The organism is Chromobacterium subtsugae (assembly GCF_001676875.1).
Taxonomy (GTDB): domain Bacteria; phylum Pseudomonadota; class Gammaproteobacteria; order Burkholderiales; family Chromobacteriaceae; genus Chromobacterium; species Chromobacterium subtsugae.
Map to the genome: position 1 here is coordinate 82,036 of NZ_JYKA01000015.1, position 21,164 is coordinate 103,199.

The following is a 21,164-nucleotide window of genomic DNA, read 5'->3' on the forward strand; positions in this document are numbered from 1 at the left end:
GCGCTCATCAAGACATGACAGGCAAGGCAACGGATATGCAAGACAACAGCATGGCTCACGAAGTTTTCCTGTGCGACGCGTCGGCGGCGCAACAACGCTTGTGGCTGGTATGCGGCCTGGAGGGCGAACGCAGCAACTACACCATCGCCGGCGCGCTGCGCCTGTCCGGCCCGATGCGGCCCGAGGCGCTGCAGCAGGCGCTGGACGACTGCCTGGTGCGGCACGAAACCCTGCGCACCGGCTTCGTCGACGTCGACGGCGTGCCGATGCAGGCGATCGAACCCGCCGCCTCGCTGCCGCTGGCGCGCGTCGATCTGGGCGCGCTGCCCAGAGAAGAAGCGCTGCGCCAGGCCATGGACGCCGCCGCCGAGCTGGCGCGCCGCCCCTTCGCGCTGGAAAAGCCGCCGCTGCTGCGCGCGGCGCTGTTCCGCCTGGCCGACGACGACTGGCTGCTGGCGCTGGCCATCCACCACATCGTCTGCGACGGCCCGTCGCTGGGCCTGCTGATGCAGGACCTGGCCCGCGCCTACGCCCATCGGCAAGACCCGGCCCAGCCGGCGCTGGCCGAGCTGCCGCTGCAGTTCGCCGACTTCGCCGAATGGCAGCAGGAGCAGCTGGCCAGTCCAGCCAGCGAGGCGCTGCTGGCGGCCTGGGAAGCGCGGCTGGCCGGCGTGCCCGATCTGCAGCCGCCAACCGACTTCCCCCGCCCCGCGCTGCGCGAGGCCAGGGGCGCGCGCCATGAGGCCCATCTGCCCGCCGCCGTCCGCGACGCGATGGCCGCGCTTGCGCGCGAGCTGGAAACCACGCCGTTCGCCGTGCTGCTCGCCGCTTGGGGCATGACCCTGGCCGGCTGGAGCGGCCAGGACGATTTCGCCATCGGCAGCCCGGTCAGCGCGCGCAACGACCCCGCGCTGGCCGAAGTGGTGGGCATGTTCGCCGAAACCTCGGCGCTGCGCTTCAAGCTGGAGGGCGACCCCAGCGTCGACCAGGTTCTGCTCTCCATGCGCGACGTCTGGCGCGATTCGCTGGCCTTCTCCGGCGCGCCTTTCGACCGCCTGGTGCAGCGCCTGCGCCGGCCGCAGGACCGCAGCCGCACGCCGCTGATCCAGACCATGTTCTCGCTGAACCCGCCGGCGCTGCCGCTGGACATGGCCGGCCTGCAAGCCGAAACGCTATCGTTGCCGGACGGCGACGCCAAGGCCGACCTGTCGCTGGAAGTCGACGAAACCGGCGATGGCTACGCGCTGACGCTGGACTACGACGGCGCGCTGTTCCGCGCCGAAACCATCGCCTGGCTGGCCGAGCGTTACGCCGCCCTGCTGGCGCAACTGCCCGCCGCCCGCGCCCAGCCCTTGCGCGCCCTGCTCGCCGCCGCGCCGGCCCAGCGCCTGGCCAGCGACGCCGAGCGCGAACAGCTGGACCGTTTCAACGACACCGCGCTCGCGTTGCCCGGCGCGCCGCTCCTGCATGCCCAGCTGGCCCGCCAGGCCGCGCAAACGCCGGCCGCGCCGGCGCTGTGGCATGACGGCAGGCAAATGGACTTCGCCGAGCTCAACCGCCGCGCCAACCGGCTGGCGCATCATCTGCGCGCGCTGGGCGTGATGCCCGACAGCCGCGTGGCGCTGCATTTCGAGCGCGGCTTCGACCAGCTGATCGCGCTGTGGGCGGTGCTGAAGGCCGGCGGCGCCTACGTGCCGCTCGACCCGGTCTACCCGCAGGAGCGGCTGGAATTCATGCTCGCCGACAGCGGCGCGCAGATCGTGCTGACCGAAAGCGAGCTGGCGCCGCGCCTGGCCGGCGCCGCCGCGCGCGTTCTGGCGCTGGATTCGGCCGAGCTCGCCGCCGCGCTGGCGCAGCTGCCGGACAGCGACCCGGACGACGCCGAGATCGGCCTGCGCCCCGACCACCTCGCCTACGTGCTCTACACCTCCGGCTCTACCGGCCGGCCCAAGGGCGTGATGGTGGAACACCGCTCGCTGCTCAATCTGCAGGCGGCGTTGCAGCCGCTGCTGGCCGCACTGCCGCCGGGCAGCCGCCACAGCCTGAACGCCCCGATATCGTTCGACGCCTCGCTGGAGCCGCTGCTGCAGCTGCTGAGCGGCCACTGCCTGTACATCATCCCCAACGAGCTGCGCGCCGACGCGCCGGCGCTGCTGGCCTTCATCCGCGAACACCGGCTGGACGCGCTGGACTGCACGCCGGCGATCATGGAGCCGCTGCTGGCCGCCGGCTTCGGCGACGGCGGCCACGTGCCGCGCTGCGTGCTGATCGGCGGCGAAGCCATTTCCGAGCACACCTGGAACCGGCTGCGCGCCATCGACGATTGCTTCATCTACAACACCTACGGCCCGACCGAGTGCACGGTGGACTCCACCTACTGCGAATTGCACGAGGCCGGCGACATGCCGCACATCGGCCGGCCGATGGCCAACACCCGCGTCTACCTGCTGGACGAGGCAGGCCGCCTGCTGGCGCCGGGCGAAGTCGGCGAACTCTATATCGCCGGCGATTGCGTGACCCGCGGCTATCTGAACCGGCCCGAGCTGAACGCCGAACGCTTCCTGGCCGACCCCTTCCGCCCGGGCGAGCGCATGTACCGCAGCGGCGACCTGGGCCGCTGGCTGCCCGACGGCTCGCTGCAATATCTGGGCCGCAACGACCTGCAAGTGAAGATCCGCGGCCAGCGGCTGGAGCTGGGCGAGATAGAAGCCCAGCTGTGCCGCTGCGACGGCGTGCGCGACGCGGTGGTGGTCGTGCGCGAGGACACCCCGGGCGACAAGCGCCTGGTGGCTTACCTGGTGCCGGCGGCCGGCGCCGCCCCCACCGCCGCGCAACTGCGCGAAGAGCTGGCGCGCACCTTGGCTGAAGTGATGCTGCCCAGCGCCTTCGTCACCCTGGACGCGCTGCCGATGACGCCCAACGGCAAGGTGGACCGCCGCGCGCTGCCGGCGGTCGGCCAGCAAGACCTGGCGCTGCAGGCCTACGAAGCGCCGCAGGGCGAGATTGAAACCGCCATCGCAGAATTGTGGCAGGAGCTGTTCGCCATCGACCGGGTGGGCCGCCACGACGATTTCTTCGCACTGGGCGGCCACTCGCTGCTGGCCACCCGCGTCGCCTCGCGGCTGGGCAAGCGCTTCGGCATCCGCCTGCCGATGACCACGCTGTTCGATTCGCCGGCGCTGCGCGCGCTGGCCGCCCGCATCGAAGCGGCGCAGGCCTCGCTGCGCGCGCCGGCCGAGACGCCGGCCGCCGCGCCGGTCGACGCCGCAGCCGGCGCGCCGCTGTCGGCTGCGCAAACCGGCATGTGGTTCATTCACCAATTGGCGCCCGCCAACACCGCCTACGTGCTGTCCGGCGCCATCCGCATCGACGGCCCGCTGCAGCCCGAATTGCTGCGGCGCACGCTGGACATCCTGCTGCAGCGCCATGAAATCCTGCGCAGCCGCTTCGACCAGATCGACGGCGAACCGCGCCAGTTTGCCCAGCCGGCCGCGCCGCTGGCCTTGCCGCTGGAAGACCTGAGCCAACTGGACGAGGACGCCCGCCAGCGGATGCTGCGCGCCCGGCTGGAGGCCGAGGCCCGCACGCCGTTCGACCTGACCCAGGCGCCGCTGCTGCGCGCGCGGCTGTTCGCGCTGGCGCCGCAAAGCCACGCGCTCAGCCTGTCGCTGCACCACATCGTCGCCGACGGCTGGTCCATCGGCATCCTGTGGCGCGAGCTGGCGCAGATCTACGCCGCTCTGGCCGCCGGCCGGGCTCCGGACCTGCCCGCCGCGCCCAGCTACGCCGACTACGCCCGCGCCGAGGCCGCCCGCCTGCGCGACGAGCAAAGCCAGGACGATCTCGCTTACTGGCGCCAGGCGCTGGCCGACGTGCCGGCGCTGGAGCTGCCGCTGGACCACGCCCGTCCGCCGCAAACCGACAACGCCGCCGCCGAATACCGCTTCACCCTGCCGGCCGCGCTGCGCGCCCAGATGGACAAGCTGGCGCAACAGGCCGGCGCCAGCCGCTTCATGGTGATGCTGGCGGCGTTCCAGATGCTGCTGGCGCGCTGGAGCGGCCAGCGCGACTTCGCCGTCGGCGTGCCGGTGTCCGGCCGCGACGGCCTCGACGTGCACGACACGGTCGGCTGCTTCGTCAACACGCTGGCGCTGCGCGCCGACCTGTCCGGCGACTGCGGCTTCCTGTCGCTGCTGGAGCGCGTCAAGGCGAGCAGCCTGGCGGCGTTCGCCCACCAGGGCCTGCCGTTCAAGCGCCTGGTGGACGAGCTGCGCCCGGCCCACGACGCCGACCGCACGCCGTTGTTCCAGGTGCTGTTCAACTACCAGCACACCGACCACGGCCGCCACGCGGTGGAAGGCCTGCAAATGGAGACGCTGGCGGTGGACGCCGGCGCCGCCCAGTTCGAACTGGGGCTGTATGTGGAGGACGACGGGACCGACATCGTCGCCAGCCTGGTGTACCGGACCGACCTGTTCGCGCCGCGCCACATCGCCCGCATGGGCGCGGCGCTGCAGATGCTGCTGGAGGCCGGCGCCGACCCGGCGCGCTCGCTGTGGCTCGCGCCCATCGTCAACGACCACGACCGCGAGCTGATGGCGGCCTGGAACCACACCGACGTCGACTTCGGCCCCGCCGTCCACATCGACACCCTGATCGCCGAACAGGCGCGGCGCACCCCGCATGCCTGCGCGGTAGAAGCCGAGGACGGCGCGCTGGACTACGCCGCGCTGATGGCGCGCGCCGACGCGCTGGCCGTCCGCCTGCGCCGGCTGGGCGCCGGCCCCGGCAAGCTGGTGGCGGTGCATCTGCCGCGCGGCCAGGACCTGCCGATGGCGCTGGTCGGCATCCTGCGCAGCGGCGCCGGCTACCTGCCGCTCGACCCCGACCTGCCGCATGAGCGCCTGTCCTACATCGTCGAAGACGCCGCGCCGGTCGCCATCGTCGCCTATCCGGGCAGCACCGGCTGGCTGAGCGCCCCGCTGCCGGAGGTCGTCCCGGTGGACGAGGCCGGGCCTGAAACCGAAGCGCTGCCGGCAATCGCGCGCAGCGTCGACGACCTGGCCTACGTGATCTACACCTCTGGCTCCACCGGCAAGCCCAAGGGCGTGCTGGTGCCGCACGTCGGCGTGGTCAACCGCCTGCTGTGGGGCCAGTCGGCCTTCGGCCTGGCGGCCGGCGACAAGGTGCTGCAGAAAACCAGCGCCAGCTTCGACGTGTCGGTATGGGAATTCTTCTGGCCGCTGGCCAACGGCGCCACGCTGGTGATGGCCCGCCAGGGCGGCCAGCGCGACCACGAATACCTGAGCGCGCTGATCGAGAAAAGCGGCATCACCCACATGCATTTCGTGCCGTCGATGCTGGCCATCTTCCTGGCCGAGGTCGACGCCGCGCGCTGCGCCTCGCTGCGCCAGGTGTTCACCAGCGGCGAAACGCTGCCGCCGCAGTTGCGCGATCGTTTCCACGACTGGACCCGCCACGCCCGGCTGTTCAATATGTACGGCCCCACCGAAACCTGCATCGAGATGACCATGTGGCCGTGCGCGCCGATCGAGCGCGGCCAGCCGCTGCCCATCGGCCGCCCGATCGCCAACAGCCGCGTCCACATCCTCGACGAAAACGGCATGGAGATGCCGGTGGGCGTGCCCGGCGAAATCTGCATCGCCGGCGTCCAGGTGGCGCACGGCTACCTGAACCGGCCTGAACTGAGCGCCGAGCGCTTCCTGCCCGACACGCTGGACCACCGCCCGGGCGGCCTGCTCTACCGCAGCGGCGACATCGGCCGCTGGTGCGACGGCGGCTGGATCGAATACGTCGGCCGCCGCGACAACCAGATCAAGCTGCGCGGCTTCCGCATCGAGCTGGGCGAGATCGAATCGGTGCTGCGCCAGCATCCGGGCGTCAGCGACGCCACCGTGCTGGTGGCCGGCGCCGACGCCGAATCGCAGCGCCTGGTCGCCTTCCTGCTGGCGCCGGACGGCGGCATCGACGTGGCCGCGCTGCGCCGCGAGATCGCCTCCCGCCTGCCGGAAATCATGATCCCGTCAACCATCCTGCCGCTGCCCGGCTTCCCGCTCACCAGCAGCGGCAAGACCGACCGCCGCGCCCTGCTGGCCCAGCTGGCGCAAGCGGCGGCCCCCGCCGCCGGCCATAGCCCGCTGGGCGAGGTGGAGCGCCAGCTGGCAGCGATCTGGTGCGAAGTGCTGGGTCTCGCCTCCATCGACACCCGCGCCAACTTCTTCGAAGCCGGCGGCAATTCGCTGCTGATGATCAAGGTGCATTCGCGGCTGAAGGCCTTGTACCAGCCGGCCCCGGCGCTGGTGGATCTGCTGCGCCACCCGACCATCGCCGCGCTGGCCGCCCACCTGGCCCCCGGCGGCCAGGACCAGGCCGCGCCGCTGGCCGCCGCGCCGCGCCGCGCCGAAGGCGACGACGCCATCGCCATCATCGGCATGGCCGGCCGCTTCCCGGGCGCAGACAGCGTCGAGGCGCTGTGGGACAACCTGCTGGCCGGCCGCAGCGGCGTGCGCGAGATCAGCCGCGAGGAAGCCCTGACCGACGGCGCCGACCCGGCGCTGCTGGACCATCCCGGCTACGTGCCCTTCTCCGGCGTGCTGGAAGGCATAGACCAGTTCGACGAAAAGCTGTTCGGCTACAGCCCGGCCGACGCCGCGCTGATCGACCCGCAAGGCCGGCTGCTGCTGGAAACCGCCTGGGAGGCGCTGGAAAGCGCCGGCCTCGACCCGGCGCGCGCCGGCGGCCGCATCGGCATGTTCGCCGGCGGCTCGGTCAGCACTTACGCGCTGGGCGCGCTGAAAAACCTCACGCTGGCCGATAGCGAGCTGCTGCGCGCGCTGTTCTCCAACGACAAGGACTACCTGGCCAGCCGCGCCGCCTACAAGCTGGGCCTGACCGGCCCGGCCATCGGCGTGCAGACCGCCTGCTCCACCTCGCTGGTGGCGGTATCGCTGGCGATACGCTCTGTGCTGTCCGGCGAATGCGACGCCGCGCTGGCCGGCGGCATCTCGGTGGCCGTGCCGCAACGGGTGGGCTACCTGTACGAGGAAGGCTCCATCCTGTCGCCGGACGGCCGCTGCCGCGCCTTCGACAACGCCGCCGCCGGCACCGTGCCCGGCAACGGCGCCGGCCTGGTGGTGCTCAAGCGCCTGTCGCGCGCGCTGGCCGACGGCGACCCCATCCGCGCGGTGATCCGCGGCATCGCCATCAACAACGACGGCGACGACAAGGTGGGCTTCTCCGCGCCGTCCATCGCCGGCCAGGAAAACGTGCTGCGCGCCGCGCTGCAGAACGCCGGCCTGCGCGGCGAGGACATCGGCTACGTCGAAACCCACGGCACCGGCACCCGCCTGGGCGACCAGGTGGAGCTGAGCGCCCTCAACGCTGCGCTGGGCAAGGACGGCGGCGCCTGCCTGATAGGCTCGCTCAAGTCCGGCATCGGCCACCTCGACGCCGCCGCCGGCGTCGCCGGCCTGATCAAGGCGGCGCTGACCGTGGAGCGCGGCGTCATCCCGGCCAGCCTGCATGTCGAACAACCGAACGCGCTGCTGGCCGAAACCGCCAGCCGCTTCCAGGTGGCCACCGCCGCCCAGGACTGGCAGCCGGACGGCCGTCCGCGCCGCGCCGGCGTCAGCTCCTTCGGCATTGGCGGCACCAACGCCCACTGCATCGTCGAGCAGCCGCCGCGCACCGAGGCGGCGGCGATCCAGACCAGCGCGCAGCTCCTCACGCTGTCCGCCAACGACGGCGCCAGCCTGGCGCGCCTGAGCGAGCGCTTGCAAACCGCGCTGGCGCAGCCTGGCGCCGATCTGGCGGCCATCGCCTGGACGCTGCAGACCGGCCGCCGCGAACTGCCGTGGCGCTTGGCGGTAGCGGCAAGCGACGCCGCCTCCGCCGCCGAGGCGCTGGCCGCCGCGACGCCGCCGCGCGACGCCGCCGCCGCGCCGGAGCTGTGGTTCGCCTTCCCCGGCCAGGGCAGCCAGCGTGCGGCGATGGGCGCGGGCCTGTTCGCCGAAGAGCCGCTGTTCCGCCAGACGGTGGAAACCTGCCTCGCGCTGCTGGACCGCGAACTGGCCGCCACCCTGCGCGCGGCGGTGTTCTCGCCGCAGCCGCCGGCCGACGCCGACGCGCTGCTGGCCCGCACCGACATCGCCCAGCCGGCGCTGTTCATCATGGAATACGCGCTGGCCACGCTGCTGCAGGCCTGGGGCCTGCGCCCCAGCGCGCTGGTCGGCCACAGCCTGGGCGAAATCAGCGCCGCCGCGCTGGCCGGCATGCTGCAACTGGGCGACGCGCTGCGGCTGGTGGCGCTGCGCGGCCGGCTGATGCACGACAGCCCGGCCGGCGGCATGCTGCAGGTGGCGCTGTCCGCCGACGCGCTGCGGGCGATGCTGCCGGCGGAGCTGGCCATCGCCGCCTGCAACGCGCCGGAGCTGACCGTGGTCGCCGGACCGGCAGACGCGGTGGACCGTTTCGCCGACGCGCTACGCGGGCAAGGCATCGACCATCAGCGCCTGGACACCGGCTACGCCTTCCACTCGCAGTTGATGGACCAAGCCGCGGCGGAATTCTCCCGCCAGCTGGACAACCTGCAGACCGCCGCTCCCAGCCAGCCCATCCTCACCAACCTGAGCGGCGGCTGGCTGAGCGCCGAAGACGCGCTGGACGCCGGCCGCTGGGCGCGGCAGATCCGCCAGCCGGTGCTGTTCGCCCAGGCGCTGGAACAGGCGCGGCTGCGCGGCGCGCTGGTGCTGGAGGTCGGCCCTGGCCGCACCTTGGCCGCCTTCGCCCGCCAGGCCGGCGTCGCCGCCGTCGCCGCGCTGCCGCAAGCCGGCGCCGAAAACGGCCGCCGCGCGCTCTTGGCCGCCGTCGGCCAGCTGTGGCAGGCCGGTTGCGCGCCGGACTGGCGCGCGCTGCAGCATGACGCGCCGCCGCGCCGCGTGCCGCTGCCTACCTATCCGTTCAACCGCAAACGCCACTGGCTGGCGCAAAACGCCGCCGCGCCGGTTCAAGGCCGCAGCGGCGCGCACCTGGCGCTGCTGGACTGGCGCTACGCCGAAGCGCCGGAGCTGCGGCCGCTGCGCCGCGCCGCCATCCTCGGCGGCGATGCCGCGCTGGCCGGCGCGCTGGCGGAAAAGCTGCGCGCCCGCGGCGTGGAAGCCCATTGCTGGCGCGAGCTGCCCGCGCAGCGCGACATAGAGCTTCTGGTGGCGCTGACGCCCGATTTCGACGCGCTGGCGCGGCTGGCCGGGCAGCTGGCCAGCCAACCGGCCCGCCTGCTGGTGGTCACCCGCAACGCGCAGCTGGACGACGAAAACGCCGACGCCGACGCCGCGATGACCGCCGCCGCCGCGCTGGCAATCGGCCAGGAGCTGCCCGAACTGTCGCTGCGCCAGGTAGACCTGGCCGGCGGCGATCCGGCGCGGCGGCCGCGCCAATTGGCCGCGCTGGCCGATGAATGCCTGGCCTCCGGTCCCGCGGTGCTGGTGCTGAGCGACGGCCGCCGCCGCGCGCCCAGCCTCTGCCCGCTGGATGTTCCGGCCGCCACTGCGGCTCAGGCGGGCGCCGTCACGCTGATCACCGGCGGCTTCGGCAATGTCGGCATGGCCTTCGCCCGCCGCCTGGCCGGCGCCGGCGCCGCCAAACTCGCGCTGCTGGGCCGGCGCATCCCGGCCGACGACGATCCGCGCCTGCTGGAATTGCGCGCGCTGGGCGCCGAGGTGCTGCCGCTGGCCGGCGACATCGCCGAACCCGGCGTCGCCCGCCAGGCGGTGGAAGCCGCGCTGGCGCGCTTCGGCCGGCTTGACGCGGTCATCCACGCCGCCGGCATCGCCGGCGACGCCGCCCACCGCCCGATCCTGGAAACCGACGCCGCGGAAAGCGCCGCCATCTGGGCCGCCAAGCGCGACGGCAGCCTCCATCTGGCCGAGGCGCTGCAAGGCCTGCCGCTGGACCACGTGCTGCTGTGCTCGTCGCTGTCCACCGTGCTGGGCGGCCTGGGCTTCGCCGCCTACGCCGCCGGCAACCGCTGGCTGGAAGTGTTCGCCGAACGGCAAAGCCGCAGCGGCGACACCCGCTGGCTGGCGCTGGCCTTCGACGGCTGGCGCTTCGACGAGCCGGCCGGCAAGGATGCGGCGCTGAGCGCAGCGCAAGGCGTGGCGCTGGCCGAACAAGCCATCGCCGCCGGACTGAGCGGACGGGTGCTGGCCAGCGCCGGCCAGCTGCAGGAGCGGCTGGCGCGCTGGACCCAGGGCGGCGGCGAAACCGACGCGGCTCCCGCCGCGCCGGTGGACATCGCCGGCTACGCCAATCCCGCCGAGGCCATCGTCGCGCAGACCCTGGCCGAGACCCTGGCCCTGCCCGCCATCGGCCCGGACGACAATTTCTTTGAACTGGGCGGCGACAGCCTGGTCGCCACCCGCGTCATCGCCAAGCTGCGCGGCGCCACCGGACTGCCGCTGTCGGTCGGTCTGGTGCTGCAGGCGCCGACCGTGCGGCTGCTGGCCGCCGCCATCGCCGCGCTGCAAGGCGGTGCCGCAGCCGTCGCCGACGACGCGGAAGAATACGAGGAGGGAGCACTATGAGCGCCGAAGCGATACGCCTGCTGGCCGAACTGAACACCCTGGGCATCAGCGTCTGGGCGGAGCAAGGCCAATTGCGCTTTCGCGCCCCCAAAGGCCGGTTGACCGAACCGCTGAAAGCCGAACTGGCGGCGCGCCGCGACGCCTTGCTGGCGCTGCTGGACAAGGACGCGGCGGCGGAAACCGCCATCGTCCGCCGCGACATGCCAGCCGGCCAGCCGGTGCCGCTGTCGCCGCAGCAGCACTCGGTGTGGATGGCCGAACAAAACGGCGGCGGCCACGCCTTCCTGATTCCCGGCGCCCTCAGCCTGCGCGGCGCGCTGGACGTGGATGCGCTGCGCGCCGCGCTGCAGGCGCTGGTGAACCGCCACGAGGCGCTGCGCTGCGCGATCAGGCTGGTGGACGACGTCCCGATGCAGGTGGCGTTGCCGGACGTGCGCTTCGAGCTGCCGCTGACCGACCTGTCCGCGCAAGGCCAGGCCGGCCGCGAAGCCAGCGTTGCGGCGCAGCTGGCCGCCGAAGCCGAGCAGGCCTTCGATCTGGCTACGCCGCCGCTGCTGCGCGCCCGTCTGCTGCGCCTGGCGGCCGACAACCATGTGCTGATCCTGACGCCGCACCACATCATGTCCGACGGCTGGAGCATAGACATCATGGTGCGGGAGCTGAGCCGGCTCTACCGTCCGGACTCCGCCCCCGCCGACCTGGGCCCGGTTCCGCTCGGCTATCCCGACTTCGCGCTGTGGCAGGACGCGCGCCGCAGCCAGGGCGGCGACCGCGCCGATCTGGACTACTGGCGCCGCGCGCTGGCCGACCTGCCGGCGCCGCTTGAGCTGCCCAGTGACCGCGCGGCTGCGCCCGATGTCGATTTCGCCGGCGCCGAGCTGCACGCCGAACTGCCGGCCGCCACCGCCAACGGCCTGCGCCAGCTGGCCAAGCAGAGCGGCACCACGCTGTTCAGCGCGCTGGCCGCCGCCTTCGCCGCGCTGCTGCACCGCTACACCGGCGAAACCGACCTGACCCTGGGCACCGCCATCGCCGGCCGCAGCCGCGCCGAGCTGCAAGACGTGATCGGCCTGTTCGCCGGCCGCCTGCCGCTGCGGCTGGATCTGGACGGCAATCCCTCCTTCCTGCAGTTGCTGCGGCGCGTGGCCGGCGCCGCAGCCGAAGCCTTCTCCCACGCCGAGGTGCCGGCCGAACGCATCCTGGCCGAAGCCGTGGCGCCCGATGCCCGGCCGGCGCTGTTCCAGGTGATGATCGCGCTGCAGAACGCGGTGAAAAACCGGCTGGACTTCATCGGCCTGGAAGTCCAGCCGCTGCCGATCGCCGGCCATACCGCCAAGTTCGAGCTGTTCCTGGCAGTGGACGAAGCCGACGACCGCCTGGCGCTGGCGCTGGAGTACAGCACCGCCCGCTTCGACCAGCCGGCCATGCGGCAATTGCTGAATCACCTGGTGCGCCTGGCCGCCGCCGCGGTGGCGGCGCCGGAGCTGCCGCTGTCCGAACTGGCCATGCTGGACGCGGACGAGCGCCGGGCTCTGCTGGCCCCGCCGCGCAGTCCTAAGGCCTGGGACGGTGCCGGCGATCTCTGGCGGCGCTTCCTGCAGGCGGCCGACGCCCATCCCGAGCGCCCCGCCCTGACGCTGCCCGCGCAATGGCAGCACGCCGGCCCCGACACTGGGCTCAGCTACGGCGCGCTGCGCGACCGGGCGCAAGCGTTGGCCGGCAGCCTGCGCCGCGCCGGCGTCCGTCCGGGTGAAATCGTCGCGCTGGCCGGCGATCGCTCCGGCGACTTCATCGTCGGCATGCTGGCCATCCTGGCCGCCGGCGGCGGCTACATGCCGCTGGCGCCCGACCTGCCGCCGTCCCGCGTCCAGGAAATGCTGGAAGATTCCGGCGCGGCGCGCCTGGTGTTCAGCGACGACGCCGGCGCCGCGCTGGCCGGCAGCTTCGCCGCGGCCTTCGACGCCCGCGCCGCCGCGAATGGCGATGATGGCGCCGAACTGCCCGCCATAGACCCCGCCTCGCCCGCCTACGTGATGTTCACCTCTGGCTCCACCGGCCGCCCCAAGGGCGTGGTGGTCAGCCACGCCAACGCGCTGCATTTCGTCGCCAACATGCCGACCACGCCGGGCAGCGGCCGCGAAGTTTTCCTGCAGTTCGCGCCGTCCGGCTTCGACGCGTCGGTGATCGAGATCTGGAGCGCGCTGTTGATCGGCGCCCGGCTGGTGATCGCCCCGCCCGGCCTGCCCAGCCTGGACGCGCTGGCTGAATTGATCGAGAGCCGGGGCGTCAATGTCTGCTGGCTGACCGCCGGCCTGTTCCACCAGATGTGCGAGGCCCATCCGGCGGCGCTGTCGCGGCTGGACTACCTGCTGAGCGGCGGCGACAGGCTGTCGGTGGCCGCGGCGCGCGCGGTGCTGGCGCAAAACGGCCCGGCGCGGGTATACAACGCCTACGGCCCGACCGAAACCACGGTCTTCGCCACCCTCCACCGCATCCTGCCGGCCGATGTCGGCCCCGACGCCCGCTCGGTGCCGCTGGGCGGCGCCCACGGCGACGCCAGGCTCTACATCCTGGACAGCCGGCGCGAGCCGGTGCCGGCCGGCGCCGCCGGCGAGCTGTACATCGGCGGGGCCGGCGTCTCCGCCGGCTACATCAATCGCCCGGACCTCACCGCCGAACGCTTCCTCCCCGATCCGTTCAACGCCGCGCCCGGCGCCCGCATGTACCGCAGCGGCGACCTGGTGCGCCGGCGCGCCGACGGTTTGCTGGAATTCATGGGCCGGGCCGACCGCCAGGTGAAGATCCGCGGCTTCCGCATCGAGCCCGCGGAAATCGAAGCGCATCTGCAGGAGCACCCGGCCATCTCGCAAGCGGCGGTGGAGCCGCAAAAGCAAGGCGGCATCCAGCGCCTAGTGGCCTACGTGGTGGCGTCCGCGCCGCTGAGCCTGGACGATATCCGCGATTTCCTGGCCGAACGCCTGCCTGAACACATGATCCCCGGCGCGCTGGTGGCGCTGGACGCGCTGCCGCTGACCCGCAACGGCAAGCTGGACCGCCGCGCGCTGCCGCAGCCTGCCGTGGAAAGCTCGGCCGGCCAGGAGCCGGCCAGCGCCGAAGCGCGCCTGCTGGCGGCGATCTGGCGCGATGTGCTGCAGGCGGAGCGCATCGGCCTGGACGACAACTTCTACGAGCTGGGCGGCGACTCCATCATGGCGATGCAGGTGGCGATGCGCCTGACCCGGCAAGAGTGGGAACTGCGGCCGCAGGACATGCTGCGCCATCCCACCTTGCGCGCGCAAAGCCGCCTGCTGCGCCGCAAGGCGAAAACCCTGGCCCGGCGCGAGTTCTCGCAGCCGCTGCCGCTCACGCCGATCCAGAACTGGTTCTTCCAGCTGCCGCTCGCCAACCGCAACCACTGGAACCAGGCGCTGCGGTTGGCGCTGGAGCCGGCCGCGGCCGAGCGCCTGGAAACCGCGCTGGCCGCGCTGGAGCAAACCCACGACGCGTTGCGCCTGCGCTTCAGCCCCGATGCCGGCGGCTGGCGCCAACTGCCCGCGGCCGCCGCCAGCCCGCGCTTGCGCCGCGAGCGGGTCGCCGGCGAGGAACAGGCCGGCGAACGCATCGCCGCCGCCCAGCGCAGCCTGGACATCGAGCATGGCCCGGTATGGACCGCGCTGCTGCTGGAGGGCCTGGGCGACTGGCCGCAGCTGGTGCTGATCGCCCACCACCTGGTGGTGGACGGCGTGTCCTGGCGCATCCTGCTGGAAGACCTGGCGCTGGCGCTGCAAGGCCGCGCGCTGACGCCGCCGGCGCTGGGCCTGTGCGACTGGGCCGCCCACCTGGCGGAACAGCCGGACGCCGAGCCGGACGCCGAGCCGGCCGCCGCCGAAACCGCTCCCGCCCTGCCGCCATTGGACCATCCGCAAGGCGGCAATCTGGAATCGCAAACCGCCATCGCCAGCCTGCTGCTGCCGCCGGATGCCGCTACCCAGTTGCTGGGGCCGGCCAACGCGCCCTACCGCACCGAGCCGACCGAGCTGCTGCTGGCCGCCATCATGCTGGGCCTGCGCGACGCCTTCGGCCGCGACGCGCTGACGGTGGCGCTGGAGCGGCACGGCCGCGAGGCGGACGGCATCGACCTGTCCGGCACAGTCGGCTGGTTCACCGCCATCGCCGCGGTGCGGCTGGATCTCGCCGCGGCGCAAACGCCGGGCCAGGCCTTGCTGGCAGTCAAGCAGGCGGCGCGCACCGCGCCGCGCCGGATGCGCAATGGCGACGGCCGCGCGCCGGCGGTGGCGTTCAACTACCTCGGGCGCTTCGACAACACCCTGCCGCCGGGCGGCCCGTTCCGGCCGCTGGACGCCGACAGCGGCGTCTGCACCGATCCCGCCGGCGCGCGTCCCTACGCGCTGGAAATCGTCGCCAGCGTCGACGCCGACGGCCTGCGGGTGGACTTCCGCCACAGCGCCGAACAGTTCGAGCGCGCCACCATCGCCGCCTGGGTGGACGCCGCCCGCGCCAATCTGCTGGCCCTGGCCGCGCTGGCCGACGCCGAAACCGCCGGCGGCCGCGCCCCCTGCGACTTCCCGCTGTCCGGCATAGCCAGCCAGCGCGAGCTGGACGATCTGCTGGCCGAGCACCAGCTGGCGGCGCCGGCGCTGGACGACCTGCTGCCCGTCAGCGCCCAGCAGCGCGGCATGCTGCTGGAAAATCTGGCCCACCCCGGCCGCGGCATGCACGTCGAGCAATTCGTCGCCACCTTCGCCGGCCCGCTGGAGCCGGCGGCGCTAGAAGCGGCGTGGAGCGGCCTGATCGCCCGCCACGAAACGCTGCGCAGCGGCTTCATCTGGCGCCATGACGGCGAACCGCTGCGCGTGGTGCATCGCCAGGCCGCCGCCGGCTGGCAGCACCTGGACTGGCGCGCCGACGCCGGCGCGGAAAGCCGGATAGGCGACTGGCTGGCGGTCGACGCCGCCGCCGGCTTCGCCGGCAGCGCCGCGCCGCTGCGTTTCGCCACCATGCGCCTGGACGACGAGCGCTGGCTGTTCGTCTGGACCTATCACCACGCGCTGCTGGACGGCTGGAGCGTGGCGCGGCTGCTGGCCGAAGTGCTGGAGCCGGCCAGCGGCAAGGCCGCCCCCGCCAGCGCGCGCGACCACGCCCGCTGGCTGGCCAGCCGCGACCGCGAGGCCGCGGCGGCCTTCTGGCGGCGCTACCTGGCCGACGCCGCCACCCCCAGCCTGCCCGGCCGCCGCGATGCCGAACTGGAGCCGGGCGAAGGCTATGCCGACCTGCGCCAGACCCTGGACGCCACCCGCGCCGAAAAGCTGGAAACCCTGGCGCGCCGCCGCCGCATCACCCCGGCGATGCTGGCCCAGGGCGCCTGGGCGCTGACGCTGGCCTGGGCCTCCGGCCAGGACGATGTGGTGTTCGCCTCCACCGTGTCCGGCCGCCCCACCGAAATAGAAGGCAGCGAGGCCTGGGTGGGCCTGTTCATCAACAGCCTGCCGCTGCGGCTGACGGTGCCCGCCGCCGGCGACGCCTGGCGCTGGCTGGAACAGCTGGGCGACAACGCCGCCGAGCGCTCGCAGTACGAATGGTGCGCCGGCGGCGACATCCACGCCTGGTCGGGGCTATCGCTGGGCCGCAGCCTGAGCGACACCCTGATCATTTTCGAAAACTACCCCAACACCCCGCAGCAGCCGGTTGCCGAGGGCGGCGCGCGCCTGGTGTCGGTGGCCGGCCGCGGCGCCCGCACCCACTTCCCGGTCACGCTGCTGATCATGCCGGGCGACGGCTGGCGCTGCGAATTCGTCTGCGACAACCAGTACATCCCGGCCGAGGAAGCGGCCCGCCTGCTGGACGCCTTCATCCGCCTGCTGGCCGCGCTGGCCGACGAAGGCGCCGCGCTGGACGGCGTGCGCGCCGCCCTGCCGCCGCAGCCGCCGCGGCTGTGCCGCCAGCCGGAACGCGTGGTGCAGCCGCCGCGCACCGCGCTGGAGCTGGAGATCGCCAAGCTGTGGGAAGACCTGTTCGCGCTCAGCCCGATAGGCGCGGACGACAACTTCTTCCTGCTGGGCGGCCATTCGCTGCTGGCGCTGGACCTGATGGCGCGGCTGCGCGCCCGCTTCGGCCGCCGCGTGCCGTTCACCGCCTTCCTGGCCGAGCCTACCGTGGCCGGCCTGGCCCGGCTGCTGGCCGGCGACGAGCTGCAAGGCGGCGTCAGCCTGCTGCCGCTGGCCGACCAGGGCCGGCCGCTGTACCTGATGCCGGGCGCCAGCGGCAACCCGCTGGCTTACCTGGAGCTGGCGCAGGCGCTGGAGGGGCGCTACGCGCTGATAGGCGCGCAGCCGGACATGGTGGACCGCGGCGCGGCGCTGACGATAGAAGCCGTGGCCGCCGACCTGGCTCAGGCTATCGAACGCCGCCAGCCGCAAGGCCCGGTGCTGCTGGCCGGCCACTCCTTCGGCTCCGCCATCGCCTTTGAAACCGCGCGGCTGCTGGCCCGCCAGGGGCGGACCGTGGGCGCGCTGGTGCTGATCGACACCCCGGTGCCGAACGGCGGCGACGAATTCGCCGGCTTCGGCGAGATCGACTGGATCGTCTCCATCGCCGACGCCGCCGGCAGCTACTTCGGCCAGCCTATCGACCTCGCGCCGGAAGAGCTGGAGCCGCTGCCGTCCGACGCGCGCCGCGCCTTGATGCTGGCGCGCTTCCAGGCCGCCGGGGCCTTGCCCGCCGGCGCGTCGCGGCAGGTGATAGACGATTTGCTGGCCACCTATCAAAACAGCATCGCGGCGTTTTCCGCCTATCGCCCGGCCTATTGGGACGGCGCGCTCAGCGTGATCCGCAGCGAACAGGAACACGGCATCGACGACCCCACCCTGGGCTGGGGCGGACTGTGCCGGGAAATCGGCATCACGGCGGCGGCGCCGGGCGACCACATCTCTATGGTGGCCTCCGCCCACGCGGCGGAGCTGGCCAAGCGGATCGTGCTGTGCGTGGACAGCGCGCTGGAAGCGGGACAGGCGCGAGACAAGGAGGCGGCGGCGACAGTGTGAGCACCTTACATCCAGGCAGCACCCAAACCAAAAACCAGATTTTTCCAATTGCACAAGAGAAATGGACATGGCAAGCAACACTCCGCCCCGCAACCACCACGCCGCGCCGATAGCGGTGATAGGCCTGGCCGCCCTGATGCCCAAGGCCAACAGCCTGAGCGACTACTGGACCAACATCCTCAACGAAACCGACTGCCTGGAGCGGGTTCCGTCTAGCCGCTGGCCGCTGGATGAATATTTCGACGCCGACCCCGCCGCGCCGGACCGCACCTATTCCGACCGCGGCGGCTTCGTGCCCGACCTGGCGTTCGACCCGCTGCTGTTCGGCCTGCCGCCCAATGTCCTCAGCTCCACCGACGCCGCCCAGCTGTACGCGCTGGCGGTGGGACGGCAAGCGCTGCTTGACGCCGGCTACAATCCGGACCCGGCCGGGACCGGCCGCAAGCTGCCCAACAGCCGCTCCGGCATCGTGCTCGGCGTGTCCGGCACCACCATGAAGCTGACGCTGGAAATGGCCAAGCGCAGCGAAATCCCCAAGTGGATAGACACGCTGCGCCAGGCCGGCGTCGACGACCAGCTGATAGACAGCGTGGCGCGCGCGATGCGCAGCCACTACCCCAGTTGGACCGAAGACACCTTCCCCGGCTTTCTCGCCAACGTCGTCGCCGGCCGCGTCGCCAACCGCTTCGGCCTGGGCGCCGCCAGCCATACCGTAGACGCCGCCTGCGCCAGCTCGCTGGCCGCGGTGCGGCTGGCCTGCCAGGAGCTGCGCAGCGGCGCCGCCGACATCATGGTCACCGGCGGGGTGGACACCGACAATTCCAATGTCGCCTTTCTCAGCTTCAGCAAAACTCCGGCGCTGTCCAAAACCGGCAAGGTGCGCTCCTTCGACGCCGACGCCGACGGCACCATGATTTCCGAAGGCGTGGGCATGCTGGTGCTCAAGCGGCTGGAAGACGCCGAGGCCGACGGCGACCGCATCTACGGCGTGATCCGCGGCCTGGGCGCCTCCACCGACGCCGCCGGCGGCGCCATCTACGCGCCGCGCAGCGAAGGCCAGATGCGCGCGCTGCGCGCCGCCTACGCCGACGCCGGCTTCGATCCGCTGTCGGTGGGCCTGATCGAAGCCCACGCCACCGGCACCGTGGTCGGCGACGCGGTGGAGATCGAATCGCTGGAAGCCGTGCTGGGCGAGGCCGCCGCGCCGATCGCGCTGGGCAGCGTCAAGGCCCAGATCGGCCACACCAAGGCGGCCGCCGGCGCGGCCAGCCTGATCAAGACCGTGCTGGCGCTCTATCACAAAGTGATCCCGGCCACGCTGAATGTGCAGGCGCCCAACGCGCGCCTGAAGCAGGACGGCCCCTTCTACCTGCCGCGCCGCGCCCGGCCGTGGCTGGCTCCCGCCAACGGCCCGCGCCGCGCCGGCGTCAGCGTGTTCGGCTTCGGCGGCGCCAATCTGCACGTAGCGGTCGAGGAATACCAGGACAAGCACCCCGCCCCCAGCCACCACGCGGCCGCGCCCATGCTGCTGAGCGCCGACACCCCGGCGGAACTGGCGCGCCGCTGCCGCGAACTGGCCGACCGGCTGCAAGCCGGCGACCACAGCGCGCCGCTGTGGCCGGACGCGCCGCCGCCAGCCGCGGCCGCCCGCGTCGGCCTGTTGGCCCGCTCGCTGGACGCCGCGCCCGAACTGCTGAAGAGCGCCGCCGACATGCTGGACAAGCGGCCCGACCAGGACGCCTGGTCGCTGCCCACCGGCGTCCACTACCGCCGCCAGGCGCTGGCGGGCGAAGTGGTGGCGGTGTTCAGCGGCCAGGGTTCGCAAACCGTGGGCATGGGTTCGCGCCTGCTGATAGACCAGCCGCAAGTCCGGCAATACTTCGAAGCCTTTGACGACGCCGGCCGCGAGCGCGGCTTCACGCCGGTGTCGCAGCTGATCTTCGCGCCCGACACCTTCAGCGCCGAGCGCGCCGACGCCCAGCGCGCCGCGCTCACCCATACCCTGTACGCGCAAACCGCCATCGGCGCTTACAGCATGGCCGCCTACTCGGTGCTGCGCGACGCCGGCCTGCAGCCGAAAATGGCCCTGGGCCACAGCTTCGGCGAACTGAGCGCGCTGTGGGCGGCCGGCGTGTTCGACGACGCCGGCTACCGCGCCGCGGTGCTCTCCCGCGGCGACGCGCTGACCCCCCCGGCCGGCGCCGACGCCGGCGGCATGATCGCCATCCAGGCATCGGCCGAACAGCTGCAGGCGCTGGCCGCGCAATTGCCCGGCCTCCACCTGGCCAACCACAACAGCCCGAAGCAGACCGTCGCCGGCGGCGACGCCGCCGCGCTGGAGCGCGCCATCGCCGAACTGGCGCGCCACGGCATCCAGGCCACCCGCATCGCGGTGGCCGCCGCCTTCCACACCGGCCATGTCGGCTACGCCGCCGCGCCGTGGCAGGCGGCGCTGCGCGACATACCGCTGCAGGCCCCCAAAATGCCGGTGCTGGCCAATCTGAACGCCCAGCCCTACCCGGCTGACAGCGAGGGCATCCGCTCGCTGCTGGCGCAGCAGCCGTTCAACGCGGTGCGCTTCCAGCAGCAGATCGAAGCCGCCTACCAGGCCGGCGGCCGGATCTTCATCGAAATCGGCCCGCGCGCGATCCTCACCCGCATGGTCGACGACATCCTCGGCGACAGGGCGCACATCGCCCTGCCGGTGGCGCACGACCCGGCTGGCGACGACGGCCGGCAAATCCAGGAAGCGATCCTGCGGCTCGCCGTGCTGGGACAGGCGATGCGCCTGGCCTCGCCGGCCCCGCGCAAACCGGCGGCCAGCCCGCTGTCGATACAAGTAGGAGCCCATATCATCCGCACCGCCAATCAGCCGGCCTGGCCGGTAGTCGACAAAACCGCCGCCGCGCCCGCTCCGCAGCCGGCCGCCGCCTCCGAACCCGCCGTCGACAGCGCCCAGCTGCTGGCCCAGGTGCACCAGAGCTTCCTGCAGCAGCAGGCCGAGCTGGCGCGCATCCTGGCCGAACGCCAGCCCGCGCCGGAAGTGCTGGCGGAAATCCGCCGCGCCCAGGACAAGGTGCACGCGCTGCACCAGGCCTTCCTCGACAGCCAGCGCCCGGCCGCCGCCGCGAGCGCGGCTCCTCAGCCGGTCGTCGTCCAAGCAGCCCCCGCCATCGCGCCGCCACAGGCTCCGGCCGCTGCGCCGCTGGCTGCCCAAGCGGCTCCGGTCCCCACCGCCGCGCCGTCGGCCGACATCAGCCAGCTGCTGCTGGCCACCGTCGCCGACAAAACCGGCTACCCGGTGGACATGCTGTCGCTGGACATGCGCCTGGAAGCCGACCTCGGCGTCGACTCCATCAAGCGCGTGGAAATCCTCTCCAGCGTCCGCGACGCATTGGGCGTCTCCGCCGCCTCCGCCAGCGACGAGCTGCGCAGCGCCGCCACCCTGGCGGAAATCGCCGCCCTGCTGAGCGGCTACGCCGGCCAAACCGTCACCGCTCCA

The 21,164-nt window shown here is 72.8% G+C and carries 3 protein-coding genes; all 3 read left to right on the forward strand.

Going from position 1 to position 21,164, the window contains the following annotated elements; genetic code table 11:
• Positions 1-50 precede the first annotated feature (50 nt).
• Positions 51-10,601 (forward strand): non-ribosomal peptide synthetase/type I polyketide synthase, encoded by a 10,551-nt coding sequence (locus MY55_RS16725; protein WP_167595306.1) that lies wholly within the window; start codon positions 51-53, stop codon positions 10,599-10,601.
• Positions 10,598-17,662, forward strand: a complete 7,065-nt coding sequence (locus tag MY55_RS16730) for a non-ribosomal peptide synthetase (RefSeq protein WP_065202744.1) — start codon at positions 10,598-10,600, stop codon at positions 17,660-17,662. The genes MY55_RS16725 and MY55_RS16730 overlap by 4 nt, the downstream gene beginning before the upstream one ends.
• A 67-nt stretch (positions 17,663-17,729) precedes the next feature.
• The coding region (locus MY55_RS16735) for a type I polyketide synthase (RefSeq protein ID WP_167595307.1) at positions 17,730-21,164 on the forward strand (3,435 nt) is incomplete at its 3' end.